Annotated in this window: 30 protein-coding genes; 11 read left to right on the top strand and 19 right to left on the bottom strand. The window is 55.0% G+C overall.

The features are described from left to right. Window positions 1-44 precede the first annotated feature (44 nt). Entirely contained in the window at window positions 45-1,292 is a 1,248-nt protein-coding gene (locus FHS72_RS01160; protein ID WP_183524296.1) for a UbiH/UbiF/VisC/COQ6 family ubiquinone biosynthesis hydroxylase, read from the top strand. On the opposite strand, the gene FHS72_RS01155 is transcribed toward FHS72_RS01160, so the two are convergent. From FHS72_RS01155 to FHS72_RS01130, 6 genes are all read right to left on the bottom strand, one after another. After that, a complete protein-coding gene (locus tag FHS72_RS01155; RefSeq protein ID WP_183524294.1) occupies window positions 1,289-1,609 on the bottom strand; it encodes a hypothetical protein in 321 nt (106 codons plus the stop codon). The two genes, FHS72_RS01160 and FHS72_RS01155, sit on opposite strands and share 4 nt — an antisense overlap. Window positions 1,610-1,674: 65 nt before the next feature. Further along, window positions 1,675-1,857, bottom strand: coding sequence for a Trm112 family protein (locus FHS72_RS01150; protein ID WP_183524292.1), 183 nt, complete (start codon window positions 1,855-1,857; stop codon window positions 1,675-1,677). Next, window positions 1,854-2,507 carry an LON peptidase substrate-binding domain-containing protein gene (locus FHS72_RS01145; RefSeq protein WP_221235302.1) on the bottom strand — a complete coding sequence of 218 codons (654 nt, stop codon included), beginning with the start codon at window positions 2,505-2,507 and terminating at the stop codon, window positions 1,854-1,856. Before FHS72_RS01145 ends, FHS72_RS01150 begins: the two co-directional genes overlap by 4 nt. A 27-nt stretch (window positions 2,508-2,534) precedes the next feature. Beyond that, on the bottom strand, window positions 2,535-3,449 hold the full coding sequence (locus tag FHS72_RS01140; RefSeq protein ID WP_183524289.1) for a thioredoxin family protein: 915 nt from the start codon (window positions 3,447-3,449) through the stop codon (window positions 2,535-2,537). A gap of 171 nt (window positions 3,450-3,620) precedes the next feature. Beyond that, window positions 3,621-4,409 (bottom strand): exodeoxyribonuclease III, encoded by a 789-nt coding sequence (locus tag FHS72_RS01135; RefSeq protein ID WP_183524287.1) that lies wholly within the window; start codon window positions 4,407-4,409, stop codon window positions 3,621-3,623. A 9-nt stretch (window positions 4,410-4,418) separates the two neighbouring features. Continuing rightward, window positions 4,419-5,414 carry an asparaginase gene (locus tag FHS72_RS01130; protein ID WP_183524284.1) on the bottom strand — a complete coding sequence of 332 codons (996 nt, stop codon included), beginning with the start codon at window positions 5,412-5,414 and terminating at the stop codon, window positions 4,419-4,421. Between the two features lie 180 nt (window positions 5,415-5,594). Here FHS72_RS01130 and FHS72_RS01125 point away from each other — a divergent pair, with 180 nt between their 5' ends. From FHS72_RS01125 to FHS72_RS01115, 3 genes are all read left to right on the top strand, one after another. Then, window positions 5,595-6,122: an invasion associated locus B family protein gene (locus tag FHS72_RS01125; RefSeq protein ID WP_183524281.1), complete on the top strand. Its 528-nt coding sequence runs from the start codon at window positions 5,595-5,597 to the stop codon at window positions 6,120-6,122. Window positions 6,123-6,283: 161 nt separating this feature from the next. Next, window positions 6,284-7,462: a dual-specificity RNA methyltransferase RlmN gene (rlmN, locus tag FHS72_RS01120; RefSeq protein WP_183524278.1), complete on the top strand. Its 1,179-nt coding sequence runs from the start codon at window positions 6,284-6,286 to the stop codon at window positions 7,460-7,462. A gap of 79 nt (window positions 7,463-7,541) precedes the next feature. Beyond that, window positions 7,542-8,453, top strand: a complete 912-nt coding sequence (locus FHS72_RS01115) for a nucleoside hydrolase (protein WP_183524275.1) — start codon at window positions 7,542-7,544, stop codon at window positions 8,451-8,453. A 7-nt stretch (window positions 8,454-8,460) separates the two neighbouring features. Here the strand turns inward: FHS72_RS01115 and FHS72_RS01110 are convergent, their stop codons facing one another. Both FHS72_RS01110 and FHS72_RS01105 read right to left on the bottom strand, forming a co-directional pair. Further along, entirely contained in the window at window positions 8,461-9,183 is a 723-nt protein-coding gene (locus tag FHS72_RS01110; RefSeq protein WP_183524272.1) for a lysozyme family protein, read from the bottom strand. An 88-nt stretch (window positions 9,184-9,271) separates the two neighbouring features. Then, window positions 9,272-10,114 carry an LOG family protein gene (locus tag FHS72_RS01105; protein ID WP_183524269.1) on the bottom strand — a complete coding sequence of 281 codons (843 nt, stop codon included), beginning with the start codon at window positions 10,112-10,114 and terminating at the stop codon, window positions 9,272-9,274. A 223-nt stretch (window positions 10,115-10,337) separates the two neighbouring features. Between FHS72_RS01105 and dapD the strand changes: the two genes are divergently transcribed. After that, complete coding sequence (dapD, locus tag FHS72_RS01100) at window positions 10,338-11,165, top strand: 2,3,4,5-tetrahydropyridine-2,6-dicarboxylate N-succinyltransferase (protein ID WP_183524266.1); 828 nt, start codon at window positions 10,338-10,340, stop codon at window positions 11,163-11,165. Window positions 11,166-11,206: 41 nt separating this feature from the next. Here dapD and FHS72_RS01095 read toward each other — a convergent pair whose 3' ends face one another. Beyond that, complete coding sequence (locus tag FHS72_RS01095) at window positions 11,207-12,283, bottom strand: transporter substrate-binding domain-containing protein (protein WP_183524263.1); 1,077 nt, start codon at window positions 12,281-12,283, stop codon at window positions 11,207-11,209. A 127-nt stretch (window positions 12,284-12,410) separates the two neighbouring features. On the opposite strand from FHS72_RS01095, the gene FHS72_RS01090 reads away from it, so the two are divergent. The 4 genes from FHS72_RS01090 to rnr all read left to right on the top strand — a co-directional run bounded on the left by FHS72_RS01090 (window position 12,411) and on the right by rnr (window position 16,639). Then, window positions 12,411-12,767, top strand: coding sequence for a hypothetical protein (locus FHS72_RS01090; RefSeq protein ID WP_183524258.1), 357 nt, complete (start codon window positions 12,411-12,413; stop codon window positions 12,765-12,767). Continuing rightward, window positions 12,757-13,899 carry a succinyl-diaminopimelate desuccinylase gene (dapE, locus tag FHS72_RS01085; protein ID WP_183524255.1) on the top strand — a complete coding sequence of 381 codons (1,143 nt, stop codon included), beginning with the start codon at window positions 12,757-12,759 and terminating at the stop codon, window positions 13,897-13,899. The genes FHS72_RS01090 and dapE overlap by 11 nt, the downstream gene beginning before the upstream one ends. Beyond that, complete coding sequence (locus FHS72_RS01080; protein ID WP_183524252.1) at window positions 13,896-14,309, top strand: GNAT family N-acetyltransferase; 414 nt, start codon at window positions 13,896-13,898, stop codon at window positions 14,307-14,309. The genes dapE and FHS72_RS01080 overlap by 4 nt, the downstream gene beginning before the upstream one ends. An 83-nt stretch (window positions 14,310-14,392) precedes the next feature. Beyond that, on the top strand, window positions 14,393-16,639 hold the full coding sequence (gene rnr / locus FHS72_RS01075) for a ribonuclease R (protein WP_183524249.1): 2,247 nt from the start codon (window positions 14,393-14,395) through the stop codon (window positions 16,637-16,639). Here rnr and FHS72_RS01070 read toward each other — a convergent pair whose 3' ends face one another. Then, entirely contained in the window at window positions 16,640-17,038 is a 399-nt protein-coding gene (locus FHS72_RS01070) for a DUF1801 domain-containing protein (RefSeq protein ID WP_183524246.1), read from the bottom strand. Further along, window positions 17,035-17,727, bottom strand: coding sequence for a glutathione S-transferase family protein (locus FHS72_RS01065; RefSeq protein ID WP_183524242.1), 693 nt, complete (start codon window positions 17,725-17,727; stop codon window positions 17,035-17,037). The genes FHS72_RS01070 and FHS72_RS01065 overlap by 4 nt, the downstream gene beginning before the upstream one ends. Before the next feature lie 79 nt (window positions 17,728-17,806). Here FHS72_RS01065 and FHS72_RS01060 point away from each other — a divergent pair, with 79 nt between their 5' ends. Beyond that, window positions 17,807-18,526, top strand: coding sequence for a helix-turn-helix transcriptional regulator (locus FHS72_RS01060; protein ID WP_183524239.1), 720 nt, complete (start codon window positions 17,807-17,809; stop codon window positions 18,524-18,526). On the opposite strand, the gene FHS72_RS01055 is transcribed toward FHS72_RS01060, so the two are convergent. Genes FHS72_RS01055 through ribA form a run of 4 tightly spaced genes read right to left on the bottom strand, consistent with a single transcriptional unit; the run spans window position 18,523 to window position 21,627 of the window. Further along, entirely contained in the window at window positions 18,523-19,383 is an 861-nt protein-coding gene (locus tag FHS72_RS01055; protein WP_183524237.1) for a class I SAM-dependent methyltransferase, read from the bottom strand. The genes FHS72_RS01060 and FHS72_RS01055 overlap by 4 nt on opposite strands. Window positions 19,384-19,436: 53 nt before the next feature. Then, on the bottom strand, window positions 19,437-19,940 hold the full coding sequence (locus tag FHS72_RS01050) for an RNA pyrophosphohydrolase (RefSeq protein WP_246414414.1): 504 nt from the start codon (window positions 19,938-19,940) through the stop codon (window positions 19,437-19,439). 51 nt (window positions 19,941-19,991) lie between these two features. Next, window positions 19,992-20,486 (bottom strand): L,D-transpeptidase family protein, encoded by a 495-nt coding sequence (locus FHS72_RS01045; protein WP_183524234.1) that lies wholly within the window; start codon window positions 20,484-20,486, stop codon window positions 19,992-19,994. Window positions 20,487-20,541: 55 nt separating this feature from the next. Continuing rightward, the gene (ribA, locus tag FHS72_RS01040; protein WP_183524231.1) at window positions 20,542-21,627 is read right to left on the bottom strand and encodes a GTP cyclohydrolase II; all 1,086 of its coding nucleotides are present in this window, start codon (window positions 21,625-21,627) and stop codon (window positions 20,542-20,544) included. A 159-nt stretch (window positions 21,628-21,786) separates the two neighbouring features. Between ribA and FHS72_RS01035 the strand changes: the two genes are divergently transcribed. Next, window positions 21,787-22,473, top strand: coding sequence for a response regulator transcription factor (locus FHS72_RS01035; RefSeq protein WP_183524227.1), 687 nt, complete (start codon window positions 21,787-21,789; stop codon window positions 22,471-22,473). 78 nt (window positions 22,474-22,551) lie between these two features. On the opposite strand, the gene FHS72_RS01030 is transcribed toward FHS72_RS01035, so the two are convergent. The 4 genes from FHS72_RS01030 to FHS72_RS01015 all read right to left on the bottom strand — a co-directional run bounded on the left by FHS72_RS01030 (window position 22,552) and on the right by FHS72_RS01015 (window position 26,411). Further along, complete coding sequence (locus FHS72_RS01030; RefSeq protein WP_183524224.1) at window positions 22,552-23,307, bottom strand: TSUP family transporter; 756 nt, start codon at window positions 23,305-23,307, stop codon at window positions 22,552-22,554. Continuing rightward, window positions 23,308-24,444 carry a trans-sulfuration enzyme family protein gene (locus FHS72_RS01025; RefSeq protein ID WP_183524221.1) on the bottom strand — a complete coding sequence of 379 codons (1,137 nt, stop codon included), beginning with the start codon at window positions 24,442-24,444 and terminating at the stop codon, window positions 23,308-23,310. Next, a complete protein-coding gene (serB, locus tag FHS72_RS01020) occupies window positions 24,441-25,316 on the bottom strand; it encodes a phosphoserine phosphatase SerB (RefSeq protein WP_183524218.1) in 876 nt (291 codons plus the stop codon). Before serB ends, FHS72_RS01025 begins: the two co-directional genes overlap by 4 nt. Before the next feature lie 150 nt (window positions 25,317-25,466). Continuing rightward, window positions 25,467-26,411 carry a LysR substrate-binding domain-containing protein gene (locus tag FHS72_RS01015; protein WP_183524215.1) on the bottom strand — a complete coding sequence of 315 codons (945 nt, stop codon included), beginning with the start codon at window positions 26,409-26,411 and terminating at the stop codon, window positions 25,467-25,469. Window positions 26,412-26,612 lie beyond the last annotated feature (201 nt).

Raw genomic sequence — 26,612 nt, 5'->3', positions numbered from 1 at the left:
CCGTTCTCCCTTGCGTTTTCGCAACGGTAGCGACCACACGGCGCATGGACAATCCCGACACGAGCATCATATTGAAAGGCATGGAAAATGATCTGATTATCGTGGGCGGCGGATTGAACGGACCGGCCTTGGCGTTGGCGGCAGCGAAGGCGGGGTTTTCGGTCACGATCATCGATACACTGCCCGAAGACACGCGCAAAGAACGGGATTTTGACGGCCGATCCTATGCGCTGGCCCTGACCTCAATGCGGCTTCTGCGCAAGATAGGCGTGTGGGATGCGATTGTGGATAGCGCCCAACCCATGTTGGAAATCAAGGTCTCAGATGGACGCGCGGGCGAAGGGCCTTCGCCTTGGATGATGCACTTTGATCACGCGGAAATCGAAGAAGGCCCAATGGGTTACATGGTCGAGGATAGGTATCTGCGGCATGCGTTTTTGGACGCGATGGCGGATCAACCTCTGATTACACAGCTTTCGGGTGAAACCGTTGTGGGACAGAATGTGACCGCAGCTGGTGTCGATGTAACCTTGGCGAGCGGGAAACATGTCGCGGGTCGCGTGCTGGTTGGTTCCGATGGACGTCGTAGTGGGACAGCTGAACGCGCTGGGATTAAACGGACCGCATGGGGTTATGATCAGACCGCTATCGTATGCGCTGTTGCTCATGCGAAGCCGCACAATGGTATTGCGCATCAGTTCTTTATGCCCGGCGGGCCGCTAGCTATTTTGCCTCTGACGGGTAATCGGTCGTCTATTGTCTGGTCAGAAACGACGGAACGCGCTGCCGCGATTATGGCTGCCGATGACGCTGGTTTTCTTGATGCGTTGCGACCTGCATTCGGGGATTTCCTTGGTGATATTTCACTTGTCGGGCAACGATTTACCTACCCCCTTGGATTATCGCTTGCCGATCGCTTCATTGCGGATCGTATCGCGTTGGTTGGTGATGCAGCGCACGGTGTGCATCCTATCGCAGGTCAGGGTCTGAATGCCGGATTGCGTGATGTGGCGGCCCTTGCCCAAGTTCTAACGGAAGCGCGCGCACGTGGCGAAGATATCGGCGGCGCCCAGCCACTGTCCCGCTATCAACAATGGCGCAGGTTCGATACCGCGACGCTCGCCGTTGCCACAGATACGTTCAACAAATTGTTTTCGAACGATAACCCTTTACTGCGCACGGCACGCGATATCGGCATGGGATTGATCAACAAAGCGCCCGCCTTGCGCCGCAGCTTTATACGCGAGGCCGCCGGATTGACCGGTGAACTGCCGAAATTGATGAAAAATTAGAACTGCTCGATCACGTCATATGTCGCGTCCATATTGCAGGCAGGTAGCGGTGTGCGACCACACCTCAACGTGTTCAGGTGCACGTGACGTGTGACCTTAGTCTCCCACAACTCCGGATCTTTGAGCAGATTTTTAGGAAGCAGTTCCTGACGCAAACGCCGCTCTTTTACGATTTTCGTTGTCGCGAGCGTATCAACACCTTGCGTCGAAAACCGCAGCGATACGAACCCCTTGCACAAGAAATCCTCGCGTTCGCGAAGCTTGCGTATATCGGTGCGGATCACGGCCAATTCATCAGCCGGATGCATATTTCTCATTTCGAATCCCCTTTGGCAACTCAACCTAAGAGACGCTAAAAACAGAAATATTTCGTAAACGCGGGCTAATCCGCTAAAATGCGCGCCTCGTCGACCAACATTACCGGGATGCCGCCGCGAATAGGAAAGGCAAGACCAGCATTCTCTGAAATCAATTCCTGCTTGTCTGCATCATATTTCAAGGTGTTGCGCGTCTCGGGACATACCAACGCCTCGAGCATTTTCGGATCAAACTGACCAGCCATCATTGCATTCTTTCCTCTACTGATCCGCCGCGCAGTGCGAATTCAATCAACGTGGTTAACGTTTCTCTACGGGTTTTGAGCGTCGGCGCCTCAAGCAAGGCCTGTTTATCCTCGGGTTCAAAAGGGCACAACATCGACAGAGAATTGATCAACAATTCATCCTCTGCTTCGCTCAAAGATTCCCAATCGGTTTTGAGGCCCTGATCATCAAAGAACCGCCCCAATGACGATAAAAACGCAGCGCGATCAAAGCCTTCGTCCATTTCTGTCGACCCCAAATCTCGGTCAAACTCGTCCCACGTCACGCGACAGCGACGATATGGGGCGAACCCGTCGACTTCTTCGGAAATACGGAACCGAGACACGCCTGACAATGTCACCATGTAACGCCCGTCTTCGGTCTCAGAAAACGAGGTCAAGCGTCCAGCGCAGCCAATCCGGTGCAGCGGAACAGGTTTCGCTGCATCCATTTCTCCGGACACTTCAAGGGGTTGCACCATCCCGATTAAACGATTTTCCGTTTTTAACACATCATCCATCATTGCTAGATAACGTGGTTCAAACAAATGTAACGGCAAACGGGATCGCGGCAGCAAAAGCGCACCGGGCAAAGGGAACACCGGAATGGTGTCGGGAAGGTCATGTTTATTCATTATCACCAAAGTAGGTCGAATACCGGATCAAGCAAATATTAAAGACGACAATTTCCGACGCCCGTTCAGAACGACGGGATCGTTTGCTGGCAGGGCATCAAATAACTTGAACAATTGCGTGCGGGCAGCACCATCATTCCATTCTCGGTCCCTGCGAAATAACTCTAACAGGGTCGCAACTGCGGCCTCGGCATCACCATTGGCATGTTGCGCAACAGCGAGGTCAAACCGGGCCTGATGATCGTCAGGATTAGCCTCTACAGCTTCTGCCAATTCCGCAACGGGGCCCGCATTTTCTGCCTCGCGGGCAAGAACCACTTGGGCGTGCGCTGCTTCTAGCTGCACATCCGTCGAAATCTCTGCAGGTGCGCCGTTCAGCACGGCCTCTGCTTGATCAACATCGCCAAGCGCAAGATGGGACCTGACCAAGCCCGCATAAGCGCCCCCGTGTGCCGGGTCTTCTTGCAAGATCGCTGCGAATGTTTCGGCAGCATCAGCGGCGTCACCATCCGCCAACATTTGCTCTGCAGCTTCAACTGCATCAGCAAGCCCATTGTCCGGTTCACCGCCTAATGCCGCGACTTTATCAACAAATGCCTGTATCTCCGACGGTGGCAATGCACCTTGAAATCCATCAACGGGCTGGCCTTCATGAAACGCAAATACTGTCGGGATCGATTGAACCCGCAACTGGCCCGCGTAGCCAGGGTTCGCGTCCACATCAATTTTAACCAGTTTCACGCGCCCGCCAGCAGCCGTAACAGCTGCTTCAATCGCAGGCCCGAGGGTTTTGCATGGTCCGCACCAAGTTGCCCAGAAATCCACGATCACCGGAACCGTTTGCGACGCCTCAATCACGTCCTGCATAAAGGTCGCATCGGTGCCATCAATAATCAAATCAGCAGCGGGGGCGGCGGTTGGTGTCGTGCCAAGCTCTAGCATCGGGTTCTCCTATGGATCGATTGGACTATATATGGAGGCTTGTGCGCAAAGACCAAGGGGCAATCGCGACAATCATAAACAGGCCATTTGCCGTGTTTCTTTGGCTTTCTCTAAATCCCGGGGATTGGGGGCTGGCCCCCAACCCGAATTTTCGCGAAAATTCGCCCCGCGCTACACGTCGAACGTTGCAAAAACTGGGGCGTGGTCGCTAGGTTTTTCCCATCCGCGCACGTCACGCACAACGCGGCTGCCCGATGCGAGGCCCGCAATATCCGGCGTTGCCCAAACGTGATCTAGGCGGCGCCCTTTATCCGCAGTGTCCCAATCGGGCGACCGATATGACCACCAGCTATAAAGCTTGCCTTCGGGGATATCCGCCCGCGTCACATCGACCCAATCGCCAGCGGCTTGCACCGCAGCAAGCGCTTCGACCTCAATTGGCGTATGGCTGACCACCTTGAGCAGTTTTTTGTGGTCCCAGACATCGTCTTCGCGTGGTGCGATGTTCAGGTCGCCCACAAGAATGGCCCGCTCGGGTTTTTCAGCCAAAAATCCTGCTTGCATATCCCGCAGATAATCCAGTTTTTGGCCAAATTTCTCGTTGATTGTGCGATCAGGTTTGTCACCACCCGCAGGCACGTAAAAGTTGTGGATCGTCACGCCGTTCGCCAGTTTGCCAGCGACATGACGGGCGTGGCCGAGTTCGGCGTAATCATAACCCGAAACATCCTCCATCGGGATTTTCGACAGAATTGCTACGCCATTGTACCCTTTTTGGCCGCGCGCGACCATGTGCGTGTAGCCAAGCGCCTGAAACCCCTCCAATGGAATTTTATCGACCGGGCTTTTGCATTCCTGCAAGCACAGCACGTCAGGGGCCTGTTCACGCATCAGGCGCAGCACGATTTCTTCGCGTAGGCGGACAGAGTTAATGTTCCAAGTGGCAAGTGTGAACGGCATTGGGAATCCTTAGATCAGGGCAGAAACAGGGTTAATACGACCGATGACAAGGCCGTCCCAGTTGCGAATATCGGGGGCCATCAACGACTTGGCCGTGGGGTGCGCAGCATCGAGCACACCCAGCTTTACGAGGATCGCGGCAATTGCAGCTTCACTTGCACGGGTCGCACCGTCGGTGATTTTCAGGGCAACGCCGATGCGTTTTTCAGGGATAATTGCGATAAACACGCCTTCAGCGCCAGTTTTCACCGCAACTTTGCCATTCATGGCTCGCATCAAATTCGTACAGGCCCGCGTTTCCCCCGCGACCATCTCAGGATAAGCCATCATCGCGGATGCCAGCCGTGCAGCGGCTTTAGAGCGCGTGTCGCTGCGCGTATGGGCCGAGGCATAAAACGCCATCGACCGCGCAAGGCCGTGAACCGTCCCTGCGAAATTCGGGGCCGAACACCCGTCGATACCGTAAGTCGGGGACGTTTCTTGGGTTGTTTCTTCGAACGCGGCTTTGCAGGCGATCTGCACAGGATGGTCGATATGTGTATAGTCTGGACCAGCCTTGAGGTGCTGTGTCAGCGTCAGAAAGCCGGAGTGTTTTCCTGAACAATTGTTATGAATCCGGCACGGCTTTTCGTCAGCACGGATCAACGCATCGCGCACATCCACGTCGCCCGGCACCTGCGGCCCACAACGGAAATCGCTTTCACCTAGACCGATGTCTTTCATCCAGGCGTTGACCGCATCGACGTGAATTGCCGACCCATTGTGCGAGGCGCAAGACAATGCCAACTGTTTTTCGGTCAGACCATAAGCATCGGCAGCACCGCTTTCGACAAGCGGCAACGCTTGGATCATCTTACATGACGACCGCGAATAGATCACAGTTTCGGGATCACCCCACGCATGCGTGATCTGACCTGCCTCGTCACAAACGACCGCATGGCCTTGGTGCATGCATTCTAACAGGTCGCCCCGCCAAACTTCGATCAAATCAACTGGCTTACCCATCTGCGTCCCTCGTGTTACAGCCCCGCATCGTCGCCTTTTAGGCTTTCACAACTGGGCGATTTTTTGCTAACCCTATGCCTATCGAGTTGAAACACGACCCGCTAGCCGAAAAGGTACACCCAAGATGTACTGGCGGCCAGATGGGCATCCAGAGGCAATCACAGCTTGGAGGCTGTCACTATGTTTAAGAATTTCGCACGCGCCCTGACGGCAACAGCCCTGATCGCATCGGGCACATTGGCCGGCGCACAGGAATCGTCAAATCGGGTTGCCGCAAACACCGATTGGAGCGTGTTTGTCGAAGATAACCCAAATGAATGCTGGGGCGTGTCCGCGCCTAAAGAAACAGTAAACAGCCGCGATGGCAGCACTGTCGAAGTGCGCCGCGGCGACATTCTGCTGTTCGTCTTCTACCGCCCCGGTGCGGCAGTCCAAGGTCAAGTTGCATTCACAGGCGGCTATCCTTTCGCGAGCGGCTCGACGGCGTCTATGGATATCAGCGGAACAACCTTTGAATTGTTCACCGAAGGCGAATGGGCGTGGCCGGCCACGCCAGAAGATGACGCAAAAATCGTGGCCGCGATGAAACGCGGATCAGGCGCTGTACTGACTGCACGCTCCGGTCGAGGCACGGTCACACGCGACTCGTTTTCGCTGCTCGGCTTCACCGCCGCAGTGGAAGAAGCCGAACGTCGCTGCGCGGGGTAATCGATTTTTCTCGAAAAATCGTACAAATTTTCGAGAAAATTTGGGCGGTCCCTGCTGCTAAATCTACATGATATACCACACGTCACAGAAACAAAGCGTCGGTTTTCATTGGAAACCGACGCTTATTGTTTATATGGGGCGTGAATGTTGGAGATTCTATTATGAACGCTACGGCCCCCGTCACCCCTGATATGTTAACCATTCCGCGCAAAGACGTCGGTGGTGGTTTGCCGAATCTCGTTGGCATGACGCGTGATCAGATGCGTACGGCGTTGATCGAAGCTGGCACCTCTGAGAAACAAGCGAAGATGCGTGTGGGCCAGATTTGGCAATGGATTTACCATTGGGGGGTCCGTGACTTCGCGGAAATGACCAATCTTTCCAAAGACTACCGTGCGATGCTGACCGAGACTTTTGTCGTCGCCGTACCCGAGGTCGTGACGCGGCAGGTGTCCGAAGATGGCACGCGCAAGTATCTCGTTCGCATTGCTGGCGGCCATGAAGTTGAGATCGTTTATATTCCCGAAACCGATCGTGGCACACTTTGCGTGTCGTCCCAAGTTGGCTGCACATTAACCTGTTCCTTCTGCCATACAGGTACACAGAAACTTGTTCGCAACCTGACATCTGCCGAAATCATCGGACAAGTGTTGGTTGCTCGCGATGATCTGGATGAATGGCCGGATCACGGCACCCGTACTGACGGCCCTCGCCTGCTGTCGAACATTGTTTTAATGGGCATGGGCGAGCCGCTTTATAATTTTGAAAACGTGCGCGATGCGATGAAAATTGCGATGGACCCTGACGGCATTCAATTGTCGCGTCGTCGGATTACGCTCTCGACGTCTGGTGTCGTGCCAGAAATCGCACGAACAGCTCAAGAGATCGGTTGTCAGCTGGCAATTTCCTTTCATGCGACCACTGATGAAGTGCGTGACAAGCTGGTTCCGATCAACAAACGCTGGCCTTTGGCTGATCTGTTGGAGGCGCTGCGGTCGTATCCAAAGGTATCCAATTCCGAACGTATCACCTTTGAATACGTGATGCTGGACGGCGTGAATGACAGTGATGAAGACGCTTACCGTTTGGTTAAACTGATCGAAGGGATTCCGGCCAAGATCAACCTTATTCCCTTCAACGAATGGCCCGGTGCGCCTTATAAGCGGTCGTCTAACAACCGGATTCGCAAGTTTGCGGACATTATCCATGACGCTGGCTATTCGTCGCCCGTACGCCGGCCGCGCGGCGAAGATATCATGGCCGCCTGCGGGCAGTTGAAGTCGGAAACCGAACGAGGTCGCAAATCCAAGGCGCAAATCGCTGCCGAAACTGGCGGTTAATCAGGCGCAAAGTATCAGACAGGTTTGTAATTTGAAGATGGTAGGGCTTTGATCCCCTCCGCAATTGGTGGCATTTGATATGAAATTAATAATTGATACAGATCCGGGCGTGGATGATGCGCTAGCGATAGCATTGGCTGCAGCTTTGCCTGATGTCGAGCTGCTTGGGCTGACCACTATTTTTGGCAATACGTTTGTCCACCAATCCAGTCGTAACGCGCGGTATCTACTTGATTTTCTTGGCACGAAATGTCCGGTCGCTGAAGGTGCAGCACTTCCCTTTGGTGCGACAGATTATCAACCGTCTGCGAATGTTCACGGTGATGAAGGTTTTGGCGCTATCGCTGACATTCCTGAGATAGGTCAAAATGAAGACGAAAATGCCGCCACATTTCTGGTGCGCATGGCCCAGGAAAATGCCGGCGAACTGGTCGTTTGTGCTATTGGTCCACTGACTAATATTGCCGACGCGATCAAGCTGGATCCCGATTTTGCGAAGAACATCAAAAGCCTTGTGATTATGGGCGGCGCGTTTGAGTGCGCTGGCAATATCTCGCCCTATGCCGAAGCGAATATTTATCACGATCCCGCAGCGGCTGACGTTGTATTCTCGACTGACATGCACACCGTCATGGTTGGCCTGAATGCGACGATGCTTACGCTTTTGGCGCCCGAACACTTTGTTGTGATGGGTGAAACATCACCAAAGGTTGGTGGATTTATTCGCGATATTTCTGACTTCTATCTCGGTTTTTACCGGTCCGTTGGCGTGTTCGACGGATGTCCGATGCACGATTCGACAGCTTTGCTCGCTTGCATCGCGCCCGAACGCTTTGAGATGAAGCAATCTGGCTTGCGGGTCGTTCTAAGTGGCGATCAAATGGGTCAGACAGTTGCCGATGACACCCGTCCCCTTGTTGACGTGGCGATGAGTGTCGACGCGAAATGGGCGGTTGATCTCGTGATGGAACGGATTGCATCACTGCCGTAAGCGCCAATTATCCGGGGTAAATCTGGCTCATCTCGGCGTCGTAGCGGGCCCATGTCATTGTGGCGTGATTGCCTGCGTAGCCGTGGTAGAACGATTTCCCCGAGGACGTCGGCAGTCCTGCCCAGATTTTTGCCAAATTGTTCATAAACGCATGACGGTTTATGCTACCTGCCCGAAATACGGCCAACCCCGCGTCATTTAGCAGAATTTCCGCAAGTTGATCCTGCACGGCGGGCGTGAATTGCGTTTGCCGTGTGTACCCCGCCTGCCCGACCAAACGGCGCAACGTATCAGGAATGAATTGATAACGGCCTATGGCATGAGGTTGGCCTGGGGTCGCGACAATCCAATCGTATATCTCGCCGATAGTCATGTCCGTTGGTCGCTTTGCCGGTCGTTTTGAAGCCCCGTGCTGCACCGCATCGTAGCCGTCTGGCCCTGCTTCGGCCGATGCGATCAGTTGCAATAATCGGGCTTCTGACGATGCGTATTGGCCCAAAATTCCGCCAATCGGTGCTTTGTGGCGGGTCGGATAGGGCGCAAATAGACTGCCGCCGCTTTGTCCGATGAACAGGCTGGACCCGTTGCTTTTCAACGGATCGCTGGCGCGATTGATTTGAACAAGCGGCATGCGATCCGCCCCACCGATCAATGGCGAGACTTGCGCGCGCGCACCCACGGCCATCAAAGCCAACAAAAATATCGTTACAACGCAACGTTCAAAAATCATACAAAACAAACCCCAAATACATGAGGTCCGTTGTGCACGTTAAGTATTGAAAATTCGTTTCAGTTCTTCAAAAAATCACTCGCGAGGCTCAGCGACCGGGGATTTTACCGCGCTTCTCGCCTTTGCCTTCCCAGTTTTCCAACGCTTCCATCGCCTCTTCTGCGGTTTCAACAAAGCGGAATAACTTAAGGTCATCCGCCGAAATTGTGCCGGCGTCGGCCAGAACATCCCAGTTGATAATACCTTCCCAGAAGGCTTTCCCGAACAGCAGGAACGGCACCCGCGCCATACGGCCTGTCTGAATCAGGGTTAAGGCCTCAAACATTTCATCAAGCGTCCCAAAGCCACCTGGAAAGACGGTGATTGCTTCGGCACGCATCAGGAAGTGCATCTTGCGAATCGCGAAGTAGTGGAAATTAAAGCATAATTCCGGCGTCACATATTCGTTCGGTGCTTGCTCAAACGGCAGCACGATATTCAACCCGATAGATTTGCCGCCGGCATCTTGTGCGCCTCGGTTTCCTGCTTCCATCACGCCTGGCCCGCCGCCTGTTGCGATCACGCCGCGTTGGCCGCCTGTGGCCATGGATTTCGTCGTCATAAGTTCCGAAAATTTACGCGCCTCGTCGTAATATTTTGACAGGTCTGCCAATGTTTTTGTCCGCGCCGTGTCCTTTTTCGCAGGCTCTGGAATACGGGCCCCGCCGAAAAGAACGATGGTGGATTCGATCCCCGCTTCGTTCATCAACAGTTCAGGCTTGAGCAATTCGAGCTGCAAGCGCACAGGCCGTAAATCTTCGCGGCACAAAAAGTCGACATCTGCGAATGCCAACTTGTAGGACGGCGCCTGCGTTTGCGGTGTGACCGGCGTGTGCGATACCGCTTCGCGGTCTTCGTGGCTGTCGCGCAGATTATGTTTACGGTGATCCATCGGTCGCCTCTTTCTTTTTGTTTGCGATAGACTTGCTGGAAGCGCCGACGGATGCAATCGCTCTACGCCTTGTTTCTGGGATTAGTGACTTTCTGCTTCAAGCAATTCACCAAAAGGACGTGTGCGTATTCGGGGAATTTGGTGTATGCGGCATAGATTGCGCCCGTAGCCCTGTCCGATTATAGCCGCGATGAACATTTTCCAGACCAAAGGACCCTGCCTCATGTCGAATGCTGCCCTTGAGACCGCCATCGAAGCCGCTTGGGAGGCCCGTGACATGATCACCACGGCCACCAAAGGTGAAACACGCGACGCTATCGAAGATACGATGAACGCACTGGATAGCGGCAAGCTGCGCGTTGCTGAAAAGCAGGAAGACGGCAGTTGGTTTGTGAACCAATGGGCGAAAAAAGCGGTGCTTTTGTCCTTCCGTTTGAACGACATGGAAGCCATCAACGGCGGTAATGGCGATACAACATGGTGGGACAAGGTTCCGTCAAAGTTCGCAGGCTGGGGTGAAAACCAATGGAATGACGCAGGTTTCCGCGCGGTTCCCGGCTCTATCGTGCGTCGCTCGGCCTATATCGCCCCCGGCGTTGTGTTGATGCCGTCGTTTGTGAACCTTGGCGCATACGTCGACGAAGGCACGATGGTTGATGGTTGGGCCACAGTTGGGTCTTGCGCTCAGATCGGTAAAAACGTGCACCTGTCCGGCGGCGTTGGCATTGGCGGCGTGTTAGAGCCAATGCAAGCTGGCCCGACGATCATCGAAGACAACTGCTTTATCGGCGCGCGCTCTGAAGTCGTTGAAGGTTGCATCATCCGCGAGGGGTCTGTTTTGGGCATGGGCGTCTTTATCGGCCAATCCACCAAGATCGTAGACCGCGAAACTGGCGAAGTGTCATACGGCGAAGTGCCACCATATTCCGTTGTCGTCGCAGGCACGATGCCATCAAAGAACGGCATCAACTTGTACTGTGCGGTGATCGTGAAGCGCGTTGACGAAAAGACACGGTCAAAAACAGGCATCAACGAATTGTTGCGTGACTAAATGATCATGGTCGAGGGCGGGATTCCCGCCCTCTGACCTCACTAACGGATCGAGTAGGCTGGACCGAACCATTTTGTGATCAGGTCTTGGTAGGTGCCATCTTCACGCAAACGCAAGAACGCCTGATCGACAGGCTCGCGGTAAAGACTGCCTTCGGTGAACACCATTCCATATTTTTCAGGACGGTAAATACGTTCCAGCAGACGGGATTTCCCGAGGCCGGTATTGTCCACGTAATGCGCGAGGATTGGACCATCAAAGACGACCGCTTCGATCTGTTTGGTCTCGAAGGCCACAAATAGTTCTTCCAATCCGGCGAATTCAAAATGAGCGATGCCGCGATCATCAAGAAACGCTGACGTTGTCGACATCTGGATCGTACCAACTGACCGCCCGTCAAGGTCCGACAAGCTGTCCACGTTGTCTTGGATCGCGTTGACCGTCAGTGCCGCCGTGATCTGGGCCACAAAGATCGACACGATGAACAAGCTACCGATCACAAGGAGCACACCAAACGCACGCCCCGGTTTGGACTGCGGCACACGCTCTTCAAAACCGCCGTTTACGACGAGGTTAAGCGCCCACCAGAACGCAGGAAACACCGCGTCCTTTGGGTTGTGATCAAAATAGGGCTGATGCTTACGCTCGAACAGGTACATTAACATGCCGCCCGCCAGTAAAAGCAGCACAGCGCTCAGGACCAGCAACCCGATATCGCGCGTCAAAATCACTGAAAAGATGCTACTGCTTGCACTCGCATCGGATCGCAACATGACCTGCACACCGCCGTCAAAGATCGGTTGAGTAAAGTCCATCAGGCGTTCGCGCTCGGCCGTGATCGAGATATTCGAGATCGCCGCGTCAACCATGCCAGTTTCTACTGCAGTCAACATTTCTGCAAAGCTATCAAAGCTTTGATAACTAACGGACATGCCGATGGTCTCGACTGCTGCGTTCAGCAAGTCGATGCTAAAGCCGCTGTGCCCTTCGGGTGTTTCAAATGAAAACGGTTCTCTTGTGACCGTCCCAATCGTCAATGACACATCCGGCGTCTGTGCCGTTGCCACAGTTGTCCAAAGGGATACATATATCCCGATGATGATCATTAAAAAACGCATAGTGTAGAAGTCCCCTAGTCTCTGTGTCGTCCCCTGCGCCAATGATTGGGGGATGACAAGGCTCTTGCCCTTCGGGTCAGAGTTTGAAACGTCAGTAACAGCAAAACATTGCCTAAAGGCCACGTTCATGACCCAACACAAAGTCAAAAAACCGTCCAGACAGCAGGTCTACACCCTTTTGGTCGAAGTCGGCCGCAATACGGACGACGGATTGCCCGAAGGCGCCACAGGCGGCGCGCTGATGTGTTACGCCTCTGGTGTCGACGAAGCAGAAGCCGTGCGCGAAACTGTCGCGATTCTGAAACAAGCCGATCTGGCCCCTCTCGATGTGTCGGGATACGGCACGCTCGAAGAACGTTTGGCCGAAGGTCACGACATCAACGACGAAGAACGCGGCTTGATGAAACGCGCACTCGATGAGAATTCGGTGATCATCGCGCAGATGACACCGTTCTTTGAAGGGGACGAAAAAGATGACGATTGATCCCGTCGCGCTGACTGCGGATTTAGTGCGGTGCAATTCGATCACGCCCGCAGAAGGCGGCGCGCTTGTACTATTGGAATCGCTACTGACTGAGGGCGGATTTGACTGCACCCGCGTGGATCGCGGCAGCATTTGTAATCTCTACGCCCGCTGGGGACGGCAAGGTGCAAATCGCACATTCGGCTTTAACGGTCACACCGATGTCGTGCCCCTGGGCAATCCAGACGACTGGACCGTCGATCCGTTTGGTGCTGAAATCAAAGACGGCTATCTGTATGGCCGCGGTGCGACGGACATGAAATCCGGCGTTGCAGCCTTTGCCGCTGCCGCCGTGGATTTTGTGCGCGACACACCACCTGACGGTGCCGTCGTGCTGGCGATAACCGGCGACGAAGAAGACGTAGCCCAAGACGGCACCGTCGCATTGCTCGACTGGATGGACGCCAATAACGAAGCGATGTCCGTGTGTTTAGTAGGCGAACCCACCTGCCCAGACGCGATTGGCGACGCGATGAAAATCGGTCGTCGCGGGTCCATGACGGTGTGGTTTACGGTAACAGGTGTGCAGGGCCATTCGGCCTACCCGCACCGCGCCAAAAACCCGGTTCACGCCATGTCCCGCTTAATGGATGTGCTCGCGTCGCATGAATTGGACCAAGGCACTGATCATTTTGATCCCTCTTCACTGGCAGTCGTGACGATCGACACCGGAAACGGCGCGACCAACGTAATCCCCGCCCAATGCACCGCAACAGTGAATATCCGCTTTAACGACAGCCACACAGGCGCGGATTTGACAGCATGGATCGAATCCGAGGCGAACAAAGTCGCCGCACAATTCGACCTCGACATCAACATGAAGGTCAAGATTTCCGGCGAAAGCTTTATCACACCGCCCGGCCCGCTTTCTGACCTCATCGGGGCAGCGGTCAAAGCCGAAACAGGCCGTGATCCTGAACTTTCCACATCGGGCGGCACATCCGACGCGCGCTTTGTGAAAAACCACTGCCCCGTTGTCGAATTCGGTCTCGCGGGTAAAACAATGCACCAAGTCGACGAGCGGGTTCTGGTCTCTGAGATCATTACGCTCAAGGCGATCTACAGCCGCATTCTCAAGGATTATTTTGCATGATCACTGTTGTGGAAGACTACGCGCCATGCGTCGCCCTGCGCCGTGCCGTGTTCATCGAAGAACAAGGCATCTCTGAGGCCGAAGAAATGGACGATTTGGACGCAAGCGCGATCCATATGCTGGCAATGGTTGACGGCAAACCCGCCGGAACGGCCCGCCTGCTCATCCAAGACGACATCGGCAAAATCGGCCGTATTTGCGTGCTTTCTGATCATCGCGGCACCGGACTTGGAGCACGAATCGTCGAGGCCGCAATGGACCACCTGCGCACGCTGCCGAACGTGACCCGCGCCAAGCTTGGCTCACAAGACCACGCCATTGGATTCTACGAAAAGCTAGGCTTCAAAGGCTACGGCCCGTTTTACGACGACGCAGGCATTCCACACCAAGACATGATCCGTGACCTCTAGAGACTTTAAGCTTCATTCTGCCCAAACAACTCCGGGGGTGCGGGGGCTGGCCCCCGTGCAGCCTTGCGTGATAAGGCATCCCCATGAACAGCATTCCTTCAAAAGCCGAAATCCTGACGTGGATTTCCGATCACCCCACAAAAGCCGCCAAGCGCGACATTGCCAAAGCGTTTGGCATCAAAGGCGCCGCTCGGATTGATCTGAAACGCGTGCTCAAGGAGCTCGAAGCAGAAGGGAAACTGTCCAAGCGGCGCAGTTCCTATCGCGACGCGAATGTGTTGCCGCCCGTGACTGTTTGTGAGGTCACAGGTGCCGACGCCGATGGTGATCTCTACGCGAAACCGCTGGAATGGACTGGCGACGGCGATGTGCCGCGTCTGTTGATGACATTACGCGGCACTGACCCTGCCTTAGCTGCGGGTCAGCGGTTTTTGGGCCGATTGACCGAAGTCGCGGGCGAAGATTACACCCACACCGCTCGCATTATTCGCCAGATCGGTGAAAACCCGCTGCGCCTGTTGGGCATCTTTCGCAAAGGGGCCGAAGGCGGTCGCTTGCTGCCCGTTGATAAGGGCTCGACCAAGGAATGGATCATTCCCGCCGGTTTGACGCATGACGCTAAAGACGGGGAATTGATCGAGGCCGAACAAACCGGACCAAAAGGCCGGATGGGTCTGCCTAAGGCCCGCGTCATTGCGCGTCTTGGCGATCCAACAGCCCCACGTGCCGTATCGCTGATTGCAATCCAACAACACGACATCCCCGATCATTTCCCTGACGCCGTGATCGCCGAAGCGGACGCTAAGACGGGTGCGCCCTTAGCCAAACGCACGGATCTACGTAATCTGCCGCTTGTGACGATTGACCCGTCCGATGCGCGTGACCACGATGATGCCTGTTATGTCGAGGCCCACGCGAACGGCACCTTTACGATCTGGGTCGCGATTGCTGATGTCGCTTATTACGTGACGCCGGGGTCTGAATTGGACCGCGAGGCCCGCAAGCGTGGCAACTCTACCTATTTCCCCGACCGTGTTGTGCCGATGTTACCCGACGTTTTGTCCGGTGATCTCTGTTCGCTGCATGAAGGAGTTGATCGTGCCTGTCTCGCTGTGGCAATGACGATTGATGCCGAAGGCAACAAGACCGGACACACGTTCCACCGTGCCTTGATGCGCTCTGCCGCGTCGCTTCATTACGAAGAAGTCCAAGACGCAATTGACGGCAATCCAAACGCCAAGACCGCGCCGCTTTTGGATGATGTTCTGAAGCCGCTTTATGGTGCTTATGCCGCGCTATTGCGTGCCCGCGCGTGTCGTCAGCCGTTAGAACTAGACCTGCCAGAACGCCGGATCGAGCTGAACGACGAGGGCAAGGTGACTTCGGTGAACTTCAAGGATCGCCTTGATGCACACAAGTTGATCGAAGAATTCATGGTGCTGGCCAATGTCGCCGCCGCCGAGACACTGATCGCAAAGAAATCGCCGCAACTATTCCGCGTTCACGAAGAACCGACCCAAGCGAAACTGGACGCCCTACGCGAGGTTGTTCATGCCTCTGGTTTGACATTGGCCAAAGGGCAAGTGTTGCAGACCGCGCATTTGAACCGTCTGCTGGATCAAGCCCGCGGCACTGATGATGCTGAATTGGTGAATATCGCGACGCTACGGTCGATGACCCAAGCCTATTATAACGCTGAGAATTTCGGCCACTTTGGCCTCGCGCTCAAGGCCTATGCCCATTTCACCTCGCCTATTCGGCGTTATGCTGATTTGATCGTTCACCGCGCTTTGGTGTCGTCGCATGGCTGGGGTGATGATGGTTTATCCCCTGATGACGTCGCGCGTTTGGATGAAACAGCCAAGGCGATTTCCGACACCGAGCGACGGTCGATGGTTGCGGAACGGGACACGACTGACCGCTATCTTGCCGCGTTTTTGTCGGAACGTGTTGGCGCTGAAATGTCAGGCCGGATCAGTGGCATCGCAAAGTTTGGCGTGTTTGTGAAACTGGACGAGACGGGTGCCGATGGCATGGTGCCGATGCGCAGCCTAGGCAACGAATTCTTCCAATACGACGCCGATAGTCAAACCCTGATGGGATCGGACAGCGGCCTTGTGATTGCGCTGGGCCAGCGGGTGAAAGTGACCTTGGCCGAAGCCTTGCCCGTCACTGGTGGCCTGATCGTTGAACTGCTTGAAATTGACGGTAAAGCCTTGCCGCGCGGGTCTAGTCGTGGCCGTCGTGGTGCACCTGTACGGCGTCGTGCTGGGTCTGCGAAAAAGAAGGCCGCAAAGGTCAGCCGTAAGGTCAAACGCACCCGTAAGTAATTACTTTTGCAGATGATATGTCAGCGCGGAACGGATCAATGCCCCGTGTCGCACAGGGTCAATTTGGGTGATATCACTGAAGACAACCGCACGGTTTCCTTCAATGATGTCCCAGCCCGGATAGGCGTCGGCAAAGTCGCTGATGATCGTCGATTGGCAGCTTGCATAGATCGCAAAACCACCATTCTTTGGCACACCTAGCCGGATCGTGGACCCAACCCGCGCTGGCGTCAGATAGGCGGGCTGTCCCCAACGCAACCCTTCGGTCACGCTGGGTACTTCGGGTAGGTCCGCCCCGATTCTGAGGATCAATTCACGCAGTTGCAACAGACCTGCACGGTCCGGCTCTGGGATCGCATCAAAGGCTGCGCGGACAGCGTCATCTTGGAATGGGGTCAATCGAACATCTCCTTCATGCGGGTGATGTAGCCCATCAAAACCGGATCGCCTGACACACGCAAGGACGATGCCGTCTCGACTGGTGTGGCGACGAAGTTTGACAGGATCGACGCCACCGAGAAGTCCGGCAAAGTCGGCTTGTCGCCTAATATGAAGGTGTGCTGCGCTAACAGCGTTCGAATGGTGGCGAGATCTTGATCAAGTCGCACAAGCCGTTGGTCCGTCGTTAGCCGCAGAAGCCCTTGCGCATGCAGCCCTTTGCGCAATGCCTTGCGAATGCCGTTTGTGACCACCCCGCGAATGATCTTGGGCATGTCGGTGAAATAGGCATCCCTGACAATCGGCCAGACACGATCATCGAACCAACGGTCCATGACGACGTGAAAATACATGTGATCTTCGACCATGCGGATCAACGCTCGCCCCATCGCTTGATCACGTGGACTGGTATCGCCCCAAAAATCTGCTCCCTGTTGTTCAAGGAAAAGCCGGATGCTGTCACTGTCAGAGATCAAGCGATCCCCGACCCGCAGCACTGGCAGTTTGCTATGTTCGTATTTGCGTGGATCGGGCGTGTCGGTGCGCTGCCAAGCGGCACCAGCATGGTTCAGCATCCAGATGGATTTGACACAGAACGGGCTATAGCTGACGTTGCCGAATCCGGCTTTGAAGGTGATGATGTCGTACATGTGATGGCTCCTATTGCGTTGAACCATGTCTACGACGCTCTCCTGTCAATTTTTGTCAGGATGTGTGATATGAAGGGGCATGACCCGCACAAATCGTCTTTTTCAATTGATGCAAGCGTTGCGCAACCATCATCCGCCCGTCACCGCAGCGCTCTTGGCGGCCGAGACCGGCGTGTCCGAACGCACGCTTTACCGCGATATTGATGCGTTACGCGGCCTTGGTGCTGTGATCGACGGGACAGCGGGCTACGGGTACGCCTTGACCGAAGACCCCGCCCTACCGCCGATGATGTTTAACGACGAAGAAATCGAAGCGTTGGTTCTGGGCCTGCGCGATGTCCAAGCCATCGCTGATCCGGCTCTGGCCACAGCTGCTGCAACTGCTTTAACCAAGTTGCACGCGCGATTGCCCAGCGCCCAAGCGCACCGTTTGAAACATGCCGTCCTCGCTGTGAACCGTATTTTCCCGCCCCCAAAACCGGGGATCGATGTGGCTGTACTGCGACGTGCAACATGGGACGAACGGTCAGTTTCGTTCGGATATGTCGATGGGAAGGGGGCGCAAACGAGCCGCACAATTGATCCGCTTGGCATTGTGTTTTTACAGGACAAACATTGCGTGCTGGGCTGGTGTCATCTGCGCAGCGATAGCCGTGTGTTCAGACTGGATCGGATGTGTGATCTCGTTGTGACCGAACACAGCTTTCGACCCCGACGCGTGCCGATGTTGCAAGCAGCACTTGCCAAAATCAAAGCTGACGTGGCGGAGAAAAAGAGCAGCGGCACAACCCTAGCCTAAGACGCCCGCTTTTGCAGCTTCAGCAACAGGTAGATGTTATTCGCCGTAAAATGGGCAGCGGTGCGGGTCTGCTGGTTCAGTCGCTGATCCAGCCGCGCCCGCTTACGCGGCGACAACACGCGGCGGATCACCCAATGGACCAGCGATCGTGTCTTCGGGCGTTGCACCGCCAGTTGCGCGTCAACACGGCCCATTCCATAGCCGACCACATTGAACAGCCCCTGTTCCACATCAATCGACGGTGCGACGCTGGTGGTAATATCTTCGGACGAGATCAGATCCAGCGGTTGGCTTTCCAGAAATGCGTGGAATTTCGCAATTGGATGACCACCGCCGACAGTCGCTTGCACTTTATCAGGCGCAAAGCTTTCGCTGCGAAAGCAATCCGCGATCAGAATGTGACCATCCGGTTTCAGCAACCCAAGACATTTGGGTATCCCCTGATCCAGCGGGATGTACTGATAGCTTTCTGAAAAGAGACACAGATCAAACAGGCCTGTCAGATGCGCGTCTTCAAACATGGCTTCATGCACAATGGCTTCTGGCGCGTTCACACGGCAGCGTTCAGCCAGATATGCGCTTGGCACAACGATTTCGACGCTATGACCAAGTGCGATCAGCTTTTTACCCGTTTCGCCCGCACCGCCACCGATATCAAGAATACGTAACGGACCCTCTGGCAGCAGATCAAACAGCTTTGCAGTATAGGCTTCTTGCGCGGCGCCAACATTGCCCGCGCAAATATCAAGCCCATCCCAAATCCCGTAGTGAAGGTTCTCGCGACCCGTAAGCCACCGTGAAAACGACAGGCCGATATCTAAACCTACAGAGCGGCTATCAAACTTTTTACTATCCATGGCCGAATCCTAAATCATTCCGGCTATAGGGGAATAGTTTTTTTAACGCGCCGTCACAGTTTAGATGAAAATTCTGCGAGCACTTTTTCATAAACCTCACGCTTGAACGGTACGATATTATCGACAAGCTCGTCTTTGTGCATCCATTTCCATTCGGAAAACTCTGGGTGCTCGGTCGCGATATTAATGTCAGCATCGGTGCCGTGATAACGCAGCAAGAACCATTTCTGCTCTTGACCGCGATATTTGCCCTTCCAGATATTGGGAACAATGGCGTGCGGCAGATCATAGGGTATCAGGCCTGCGCTTTCCGCTTCAATCGTGATCAGCTTGTCTGTGACACCGGTTTCTTCCCACAGTTCACGGATCGCAGCATCGCGCGTGGTTTCGCCTTTATCAACGCCACCTTGTGGCATCTGCCAAGCGTCCTGATCCCGATCCAGCCGTTGCCCTACAAAGATATGTCCACGCGGATTGGCAAGCATAATGCCAACGCAAGGACGATAAGGGAGCTGGGCAATTTGGTCGGGGGTCATAAAGAGGCCTTGGTGTTTCATATCTTAAATTCCTTGTCCGTTTGGACCGGAATATGGGGCAAGGTCCAGCGGTTATGCGATAACAAGCCGTGTTTTTGGCCGAATTCGGGCAGCAATCCATTTTAAATGGTCACGTCGAAACGCAACACAGCCTGCGGTTGGACGCCCTGGTCCCCGCCATTGGTGAATAAATATCGCAGACCCACGTCCCTTGGCCGCATCGGGCCAGTTCCAATCCGTGATAACAATCAAATCATACATCAGGTCGGCGCGGCGCAAATTTTCGTGGCTATATCCATGTGGCACCCGCACCAAATGGTTGTATTCATCGTCAGCCACATCATCTGACCACAGATCACCGGGCCTAATTGCACGTGCCCAATCCGCGGGCTTTGCCATCCGGTCGGGACGATACAGCATTCCCACAACCCGATGCACGCCGCGCGGCGTCGCCATGTCGCCTTCAACCTTATGATCCGTCAGCCCACCGCGCCCAATCGTGCAAGCAAACCGCCGCCCCATGAAACGCACACCGCTCGGCATTACAATAAGATCAGTCGACGTCATGCGAGAGGCCCCATCTTCATTTCGCCAAAACAACTCCCGCCGGAGGCTCCTGTCCTCACAACAAATGTCCGGACTTCGCGGCCTTCGTCGCGAGGTAAGCCACATTATGACTATTTTCACCGACCTTCAGCGGCACGCGTTCGGTGACTTTGACACCTGCATCTTCCATCTTGGCAATCTTGGCCGGATTGTTTGTCAGCAACCTCACGGCACTGAACCCCATGCGTTTGAGAATCTCAGCACCGATCCGAAAATCACGTTCGTCATCTTCGAAACCTAGCCGATGGTTCGCCTCTACAGTATCAAAGCCTTGATCCTGTAACGAATAGGCCCGCATTTTGTTAGCAAGCCCGATGCCGCGTCCTTCTTGGTTAAGGTATAGTAACACACCCTGCCCTTCAGTGCCCATCGCGGCCAGCGCCCCGCGTAATTGTGGCCCGCAGTCGCATTTCAGTGACCCCAGCACGTCGCCCGTGAAACAAGCAGAATGTAGTCTGGCGAGAACTGGTAACGACCGATCCGGTTTGCCAACTTCGATTGCGTAATGTTCCTCTGCCCCGTCTTCAGGCCGGAAAATGTGCAGGCGCCCCGCCTCTGATGCTTCCATCGGCAGGCGTGCAGCGATCAGTGGGGCGAGCGGCGATAGGCTCGTGTCCATGATCGCGTGGGCGGGCACCGCTGTCAGATCGTGATCGCCCGCGAAACCTGCGGCGACATCTAGACATACTGCCGCTGGTAACAGTCGCGCCGCTTTGGTCAATGTGATCGCGGCGCGGTGCGCGTCGGCGGGCCCGTCTCGCAGCGTGGACAGCGGTCCCTTCATAGGAGCAATCAGATCATCTGCCGGATCAGCGATGGCTTGCACCCACGCCAGCCCCGCATCAACTGGCAACACAACCCGCGCGATGTCAGCGTCATAGGCCCGCGCCTTGAGCGTCTCTGCGCGTCGTCCTGTCACCGCAATCACCGGAGTACCGCCCAAAAGCCGCAAATCCGCTAGTCGCCGATTGTCCAATGTCTCGGCTGCCATGACCAATAACGAGCCGGATTCGCCTTTGGTTGTCACCACAACAGGGACCCCCATCCGCAGATCAGCCCGCGCACGTGCCAACCGTTCTGTAATATCTGGTGCAAAACTCACGGCGTTTCCTCTATCAATTGTTTCAGCAGATACCTGTTTGGCGGCAAAAGTGAAACATTCGCCTTATCAAACCACACGAGCCTGTGAGGCGCACGTGCTCGTTCTTGTCACACAGTCATTTTGCGATACCTTTTAGGGTAACAACGAAGGATACCCCCGATGCCACAACTAAAAAAAATCCTGCTCGTCGATGACGACGACGACCTGCGCGAAGCGCTGGGTGAGCAGTTGATTATGACTGAAGATTTCGACGTGTTCGAAGCCGACGACGGCGCGAGCGCAATGGTGAAAGCCAAGGAAAGCATTTACGATCTCGTCATCTTAGATGTCGGTCTGCCTGACACTGATGGGCGCGAATTATGCCGCTTGATGCGCAAACAAGGCGTGAAATGCCCTATCGTGATGTTAACCGCACAAGACAGCGATGCAGACACGATTTACGGTCTGGACGCTGGCGCGAACGATTATGTGTCCAAGCCGTTCAAATTTCCTGTTTTGCTCGCCCGCATCCGGTCACAGCTACGCACACATGAACAATCCGAAGACGCCGTTTTCCAGCTCGGGCCATATACGTTCCAACCTGCGCAAAAGCTGTTGGTGACTGAAGACGACAAAAAGGTGCGCCTGACTGAGAAAGAAACCAACATTCTCAAGTTTCTCTACCGCGCGACTGAAGGTGTTGTCGCCCGCGATGTGCTGCTGCACGAAGTTTGGGGTTACAATGCAGGCGTCACGACTCACACGCTTGAGACGCACATCTACCGTTTGCGTCAAAAAATCGAACCTGATCCGTCGAATGCCCGTTTGCTGGTGACTGAATCAGGTGGCTACCGCTTAGTCGCTTAACACCCAAATACCGCCGGTGATCGGGACATATCACCACCTCCCTGTTGGACTTGCCCGGACGTATCGTCCGGGCATTTTTTAGATCATGTCCCACAAAAGCCGTAGCGCCAATGCTGTCGCTGCCGTGACCACCACGGGCTTGATAAGCTTTGCACCAACGCGCATTGCCAACCGCGCACCAACTGCGGCTCCCGCGATCTGTGCCGCGCCCATCATGAGCCCGACGATCCACCATGGCTCTGCCACCAGCGCGTAGGCCACGATCCCGCCGAGGTTTGACGCAAAGTTCAGCAATTTGGTGTGTGCCGTCGCCTTGAGCACCCCAAATCCCGCGAGCGCCACAAAACCGATCATGTAGAACGCGCCTGCGCCCGGCCCGATCAATCCGTCGTAAAACGCGACCAATGGGACAATCGTTACAACAAAAACGCCCGCGCTGATTTTACGGGTGCGGTCGAGGTCGTCCAAACCGGGTTTGAATGCAAAGAACAACGCAATCGCGATGAGTAGGATTGGCAGACCGAACTTGATCACGTCCGTCGGCAATTGCGCCGTCAAAAATGCGCCAACCACCGCGGCGCAAAATGCCAGTGCCGCTGGCCAGAGTTGCGCGCGCAGATCAACATGCCCCGCCCGCCCGTAAGTCCACGCGGCCATGCCAGCGCCGAAAACGCCTTGCACCTTGTTGGTCGCAATCGCCGTGACGGGCGGCGCGCCCGCAAGAACCAAAGCAGGCAGCGTGATCAATCCACCACCGCCAGCGATTGCGTCCACGATGCCCGCGACAAAAGCCGCTGCCATTAGCAGCAATACGAGATCAAATGCAATTTCCATTTACCCGAGCGCCTCGGTCCAGTCGGCGATCAAATCGTCGATATCTTCGATCCCAACAGACACGCGGATCAGATTTTCGGGAATACCCGTGTGCGGTTCAATTGTATGACGGTGCTCAACGAGGCTTTCGACGCCGCCAAGTGATGTGGCCCGCAGGAACAGTTTTAACTTGCCCACGATGCGCAAAGCATCCGACGCATCGCCTTTGACCAGTACCGACATCAGGCTGCCGAAACCCGTCATCTGCTGAGACGCAGTGTCATGGCCAGTGTGATGCGGTAACCCCGGATACAACACGTCATCGATCATCGGGTGGCCATGCAAAAACGCAGCAAGCGTCTCTGCGTTCTGAGTCATCCGCTCTACCCGCAAAGGCAGCGTGCGCATACCACGGATTAGCAACCAAGCCTCAAACGGCCCCAGAACCGCGCCCGCATCATGGCGGTCCGCTTTGATGATGTCCCAAATTTTCGCGTCAGGTGTATTGGTGGAAAGGACGCCAGCCAGAACATCAGAATGCCCGTTGATCGCCTTTGTCGCGGAATGCATCACGATATCAGCGCCCAGCGCCAGCGGCTTCATCAGTATCGGCGTGGCGGCCGTGGCGTCCACAACAAGGATACCACCCGCGTCATGCGTCGCTTGCGCGGCGGCCTCGATGTCCACGATCTTGAGCCACGGGTTCGACGGTGTTTCAATAAACACCAACGCCGGCTTCTGTTCTGCACATTTCGTTTGCAAGGCAGTCAAGTCGCTCGCGTCTACTTCATGCAGCGTCACATCTCGACGCGCGCAGAAATCACGCACCCACTTCGTTGTACCCCAATAAATACCCGATTGGATAACCGCCACATCGCCAGCCCGTAACGTGCGAAACACAGCCGCGATCGCGGCCATGCCCGCCGGAAACAACAGCGTATCCTGCGCTTGTTCTAGTTCGCGCAACACCGTTTCAGCCATGCGCACCGTATCGCTATGGTCGCGCGAATACACATTGTCGGGGCGGATCAGTGCGTAACTTTCGTCGCGCATAAATGTCGTGGCAGGCTGGATCGACGGCACAACCCCAGCGCTTTGCGGATCAACAGCACCTGCAGCATGGGCCGCAATAGTTGCGGGGTTCAGGTCGCGGGTCATGTCACGAACTCTGACTTCGCATAACCTTGGATATAAAGCAGCGCAGTCAGATCGCCATGGTTCACACGCACTGACACCTTTTCTTGCAGTGCAGGTTTGCCGTGCAGCGCCACGCCAGTCCCAGCGTTGGCGAGCATCAGCAGGTCGTTCATCCCGTCACCAACAGCAATCGCATCCACAGGCGTGATCCCCATTGTTTCAGTTATCCCGTTCAGTGCCTCAAGCTTCGCATCTTGACCAAGGATCGGGCGCACGACTTTCCCAGTTAGCTTACCATCCGCAATCTCAAGCGTATTCGCACGGTTTTCATGAAACCCCAACTCATCAGCGACACGCGCGGTAAAAGCCGTAAAACCACCGGACACAAGTGCCGCATAAGCGCCCTGCCCACGCATCGTATTCAGCAGCGCAGCACCGCCCGGCATGTAGGTAATCCGCGTGTTGAGCACGTGATCGATAATCGTTTCAGGCAAATCAGCAAGCAGACCGACGCGCTCGTCGATCGCCGCTTCAAAATCCAACTCACCATTCATCGCACGCGCGGTGATGTCAGCCACACGCGCACCAACGCCCGCCTCAGCAGCCAATTCGTCAATGCATTCCTGCTGAATCATCGTGCTGTCCATATCGGCGATTAGCATCTTTTTGCGTCGCCCCGCGACTGGTTGCACAATCAAATCAACGCCCTGCTCTTGGCACACCTGCCAGACCTCAGCTATATTCGCAGGCACCGCCTGCATCACGAACTCAGCCGCCTCATCCACCGACAACCAAACAACATCGCCGCCGCCCCAAGCATTGCGCAGGCTTTCCACCAATGCGCCATCCAAAGACGGGTTTGCCGGATCGCATAGAAAGGTCGCTACAAACATCTCAAAATCCTCAGGTCGTATTATTACAGAACCACCGCCCTGCTTCATTTCGCCAAATAAACTCAAATAGCGCCGCCAGCAACGACATGCGCAAAGTTTCCGATCTGCATTCCTAACTGTCGGGATTTCCTTCCAGTATGCTGGGGCCTTTTACAGCGCCGGCGTTTTCAAAACACGGCTTGCGTCCCACTGCGCACATTCCTTGGACAGCCATTTCACAAACAACTTGGCGACCGGCCTTAACGTCATGTGGTCAGGATGAACGACGTAATATGCCGCGCTTTCGGTGCTCCACGGCCCAAAGGGCGCAACGACAGTGCCAGCATCCAAGCGGTTCTCAACCAACGACAATCGCGCCAGCATGAACAGATTTTGAGAGATCATGTTCTCGATCGCGATATGACTATCCGTGAAACGATACGCGTAATTTAAGGCATTCCGGCTCAGCCCGTTCTGATGCAGCCAGTCGCTGACATTCGATTTAAAACCTACATTTGGTCCAACATCATCGATGAAGTGGACTTCAGCCAGTCCCTCAAGGTTCTCGACGCCGCCGTATTTCTGGATGTAGGCGTCGCGCGCTTTTGGCGTGCAGACGACGTTTATCGCCTCTGACATCAACTTGCGGCTCGTCAGGTTCGGATAATCACCTTGGCCATAGCGCACCGCGATATCCACCTCGCCCGCGCTGAAATCGACCAGATCGTTTGTCGTCAGGATCGAGACATCAACGTCGGGGTATAGCGTCTTGAACCCGATCAATCTGGGAACGAGCCAGAGCGACGCAAAGGACGGCAGCACCGATATCGTCAGATTCGTTACGGAATCGTCCCCACGCAATTCACTTGTCGCCTCTTCAATCATCGAAAGTGATTGCCAGACTTGGGCATAGTAGGTTGCCCCCTTCGCGGTGAGTTCAACGCTCGATTTGCCGCGTATGAACAGCTGAATGCCCATCCAGCTTTCCAGTGCCTTAATTTGTTGACTAACAGCTGATGCGGAAACGCCGAGTTCGGCGGCGGCCCGGGCAATCGACTGATATTGCCCCACAGCACAAAAACTACGAAGCGCATTCAGGGGCGGCAGTTTTTTCATATTTAGCCCCTAAACGACCTCGCACGCCTATCTGGCAAGCACGAGGCCTTGATTAAATATAAATAGCGTTCGAAAAACCTAGTCGATCAGCCGTTTCAAAGCAAACGACACATCGGTTCACTTCGCACTGTCGCAGCATAACCTTAGCCTCACTTAGGATTTCTAATTCACGTCGTCAGCCCGACTGAAGGTATCAATCAA

Source organism: Yoonia ponticola, from assembly GCF_014199395.1.
GTDB classification, from domain to species: Bacteria; Pseudomonadota; Alphaproteobacteria; order Rhodobacterales; family Rhodobacteraceae; genus Yoonia; species Yoonia ponticola.
The sequence above is the reverse complement of the archived record's forward strand: the minus strand, read 5'-3'. Positions and strand labels throughout refer to the sequence as shown.